The sequence below is a fragment of the Pseudomonas sp. 18.1.10 genome, assembly GCF_024655625.1.
Classification (GTDB): Bacteria; Pseudomonadota; Gammaproteobacteria; order Pseudomonadales; family Pseudomonadaceae; genus Aquipseudomonas.
The window spans coordinates 1-3,812 of the sequence record NZ_JANLGL010000354.1; the positions used below are offsets into that span (position 1 = coordinate 1).

Sequence of the window (3,812 nt, forward strand, 5' to 3'; positions counted from 1 at the left end):
ACAGCTCCCACACTTGATCGGGTTCACACGGTCAAAATGTGGGAGCGGGCTTGCCCGCGAAGAGGCCCTAAAGACCACCATAGCGTTCAGAGCGGCGACATTTCCTGCGCCAACCCCAGAAACGCCGCCGGCAACCGCGCGCCTTTGCGCTCCTTGAGGCAATACAGATACTCCGGGATCTGCGGCGCATTCTCGATGGTCAGCACGCGCAACTGCGGGTCATGGGGCACTTCCTGGCGGGCAATGATGCTGATGCCGATATTGCGCAACACTGCTTCACGGATCGACTCACGGCTGCCAATTTCCAGCAGCGGCCCGTAGCTCACGTTGGCGCCCTGCAACATCGCTTCCGTCAGCCGCCGCGTGGTCGAGCCCGCTTCGCGCATCAACAAGGTGTGCCCGGCCAGTGCGCTGAGGGGCACATGGTCGAGCTTGGCCAGGGGATGGTCGCGATGCACCGCCAGCACCAGCGGGTCGGTGCCCAGCACGCGGCGGACCAGGCGCGGGTCTTCGAGCAGTTGCGAGGATGCGGCGACATCGACGCGGTAATCGTCCAGGGCTTCCAGCACCTGCTGGGAGTTGCCGATTTCCACCGACACGTCCACTTGCGGCAGGCGTTCGCGAAAGGCTTTGACCAGGTCGAGGATGTAATACGGCGCCGTCGCGGCAATCCGCAAAGCACCCTGGACCTGGCCGTTGTTGCGCAGGAAAAACTCGATGTCCGCTTCCTGCTGCAACAGTGCCTTGACCATCGGCAGCAACCGCGCGCCCTCGTCGCTGACGGTGAGGCGGCGCCCGCCACGGTAGAACAGCTCAACGCCGTACTGGCTTTCCAGGTTGCGGATCTGCGTAGTGACCGTGGGCTGGCTGAGGCCGAGCTTTTTCGCCGCCTGGGTAATGCTGCCCAGTCGCGCGACCATGAAAAACGCCTTTAGCTCGGCACTCAGCACACCACCCTCTCATCATCTATTTGCGCAGCAGGCGCAGGCCATTGAACACCACCAGCAGGCTCACGCCCATGTCGGCGAATACCGCCATCCACATGGTGGCCATGCCCAGGAAGGTCACGGCGAGGAAGATCGCCTTGATGACCAACGCCAGGGCGATGTTCTGCTTGAGGATACTCGACGTTTGCCTCGACAGCCGAATGAATGCCGGGATCTTGCGCAAGTCATCGTCCATCAGCGCCACGTCGGCGGTCTCGATGGCGGTGTCGGTGCCCGCGGCGGCCATGGCAAAACCGATCTCGGCGCGGGCCAGGGCCGGGGCGTCGTTGATGCCGTCGCCGACCATGCCGACGCGATGACCCTGGCCGTAGAGGGTTTCGATGGCTTGCAGTTTGTCGGTGGGCAGCAGGTCGCCACGGGCCTGGTCGATGCCGACCTGGGCACCGATCGCTTGGGCCGTGTGGGTGTTGTCGCCGGTGAGCATCAGGGTCTTGATGCCCAGATCATGCAATTGCTGGATCGCTTCGCGGCTGCTGTCCTTGACCGTGTCGGCCACGGCGAACAGCGCCAGCGGGCCGGATTTGTCGAGCAGCAGCACCACGGACTTGCCTTGTTTTTCCAGGGCGAAGAGTTTTTCTTCCAGCTCCGGCGAACACAGGCCGAGGTCTTCCACCAGGCGGTGGTTGCCCAGGTGGTAGGTTTCGCCGTTGATATCACCGCGCACACCGCGACCGGCCAGGGCCGCAAAGTTATCCACAACGTGGCTCGGCAGGTTTTTATCCACACCCGCATTGGCGATGGCCAGGGACACCGGGTGGTCGGAGCGGCCAGCCAAACTGGCGGCCAGGGCCGGTGCGCTGTCTTCGATGTTGGGGAACAACGCCAGGTAATCGGTTTGCACCGGCTTGCCGTGGGTGATGGTGCCGGTCTTGTCGAGGGCCAGGTAGTCGAGTTTGTAACCGCCTTCCAGGTACACGCCGCCCTTAATCAGGATGCCTTTGCGCGCCGCCGCCGCGAGGCCGCTGACGATGGTCACAGGCGTGGAGATGACCAACGCACACGGGCAGGCGACCACCAGCAGCACGAGGGCGCGATAGATCCAGTCGAACCACGCGCCAGCCATGAACAGCGGCGGAATCAGCGCCACACCGAGGGCAAACAGGAACACCGCCGGGGTGTAGATTTTCGAGAAGCTGTCGACAAAACGCTGGGTCGGCGCGCGGGCGCCCTGGGCCTGTTCCACGGCGTGGATGATGCGCGCCAGGGTGGAATTGTTGGCCGCTGCGGTGACCTTGTACTCCAGCGAGCCCGCCTGGTTGATGGTGCCGGCGAAGACTTTATCGCCGACGGTCTTTTCAATTGGCAGGCTTTCACCGGTGATCGGCGCCTGGTCGATGGTGGATTGACCGGCGGTGACCTCACCGTCCAGGCCGATGCGCTCGCCGGGCTTTACCCGCACGATGGCACCCAGTTCAATGCTTTTGACCTCTTGTTCCGCCCACGAACCGTCCGCCTGCCGCACCGTGGCCTGTTCCGGGGTCATCTGCATCAAGCCACTGATGGCGTTGCGCGCACGGTCCAGGGACTTGGCTTCGATCAACTCGGCAACGGTGAACAGGAACATCACCATCGCCGCTTCCGGCCACTGGCCAATCAGCACCGCGCCGGTGACGGCGATGCTCATCAGGGCGTTGATGTTCAGGTTGAGGTTCTTCAGGGCAATCCAGCCCTTTTTATAGGTGGTGAGGCCGCCGCTGAGGATCGACACCAGCGCCACCAGGGCAATCACCCAGGTCGGTGCGGCGTTGGTGAAGTGCAGCACTTCGGCGCCCAACGCGCCCACGCCGGACAACGCCAGCGGCCACCAGTGCTTCTTCGCGGGCGGCGCGGCAGCCGGGGTGCCCTCTTCGATGGGATCGGCCTGCATGCCGATGGCTTTGATGGCGTCGATGATCGGCGCGGTGCTCGGCAGGTCGTGGGTGACGCCAAGGATGCGGTTGATAAGGTTGAATTCCAGCTGCTGCACACCGGCAAGCTTGCCCAGTTTGTTCTGGATCAGCGTCTGCTCGGTGGGGCAGTCCATGGCTTCGATGCGGAACGTGCTCAGGCGCGAGCCGGCGGTGGGCGCTTCGTTGAGCGTCACCTTGGCCGGGGCCGGGCTGCCGGAACAGCAGGAGCCGCCGTGGTTATGCACAGGCGTGAGTTTTTTCTCGCCGTGGTCGTGATCGTGGTCGTGTTTATGCGGGGTGTGGATGGAATCGCTCATTCTGTCGCGTCCGTAGAGGTGCCTGTTGCCAAGTAAAGACCCTGTAGCCACTATAGGGTCAAGCACCCATTTGGAGATTGCTGCGATGAAGATCGGCGAACTGGCGAAACTGACCGACTGCCCGGTGGAAACCATCCGTTATTACGAGAAGGAAGGCCTGCTGCCACCTCCGGCGCGTACCGACGCCAACTACCGCGTGTACACCCAGGCGCACACCGAGCGGCTGATCTTTATCCGCAACTGCCGCAGTTTGGACATGACGCTGGAAGAGATCCGTAGTTTGCTGGGGCTGCGCGACAGCCCGCAGGACCAGTGCGAAAGCGTGAATGCGTTGATCGACGAGCATATCCACCATGTAAAAGCGCGGATCGATGGGTTGCTGGCGTTGCAGGAACAGTTGCTGGACTTGCGCCAACGCTGTGGCGGCGGGGAGCAGTGCGGGATTTTGCAGCGGCTGGAGGTCAGCGGGAGTGTGGCGGCCAGTGAGGCTGAGCCTTCACATGTGGGCAGAAGCCACGGCCACTAAATCAAGTGAACGCAGGCTAAATGTGGGAGCGGGCTTGTGTGGGAGCGGGCTTGCTCGCGAATGCGGTGGTTCA

The 3,812-nt window shown here is 63.0% G+C and carries 3 protein-coding genes; 1 reads left to right on the top strand and 2 read right to left on the bottom strand.

The features are described from left to right. Positions 1 to 86: 86 nt before the first annotated feature. Both NUV89_RS28455 and NUV89_RS28460 read right to left on the bottom strand, forming a co-directional pair. On the bottom strand, positions 87 to 950 hold the full coding sequence (locus NUV89_RS28455) for a LysR family transcriptional regulator (RefSeq protein WP_257783932.1): 864 nt from the start codon (positions 948 to 950) through the stop codon (positions 87 to 89). Between the two features lie 16 nt (positions 951 to 966). Then, the gene (locus NUV89_RS28460) at positions 967 to 3,213 is read right to left on the bottom strand and encodes a heavy metal translocating P-type ATPase (RefSeq protein WP_257783933.1); all 2,247 of its coding nucleotides are present in this window, start codon (positions 3,211 to 3,213) and stop codon (positions 967 to 969) included. An 85-nt stretch (positions 3,214 to 3,298) separates the two neighbouring features. On the opposite strand from NUV89_RS28460, the gene cadR reads away from it, so the two are divergent. Next, on the top strand, positions 3,299 to 3,739 hold the full coding sequence (cadR, locus tag NUV89_RS28465) for a Cd(II)/Pb(II)-responsive transcriptional regulator (protein WP_257783934.1): 441 nt from the start codon (positions 3,299 to 3,301) through the stop codon (positions 3,737 to 3,739). The last annotated feature ends 73 nt before the right edge of the window (positions 3,740 to 3,812 follow it).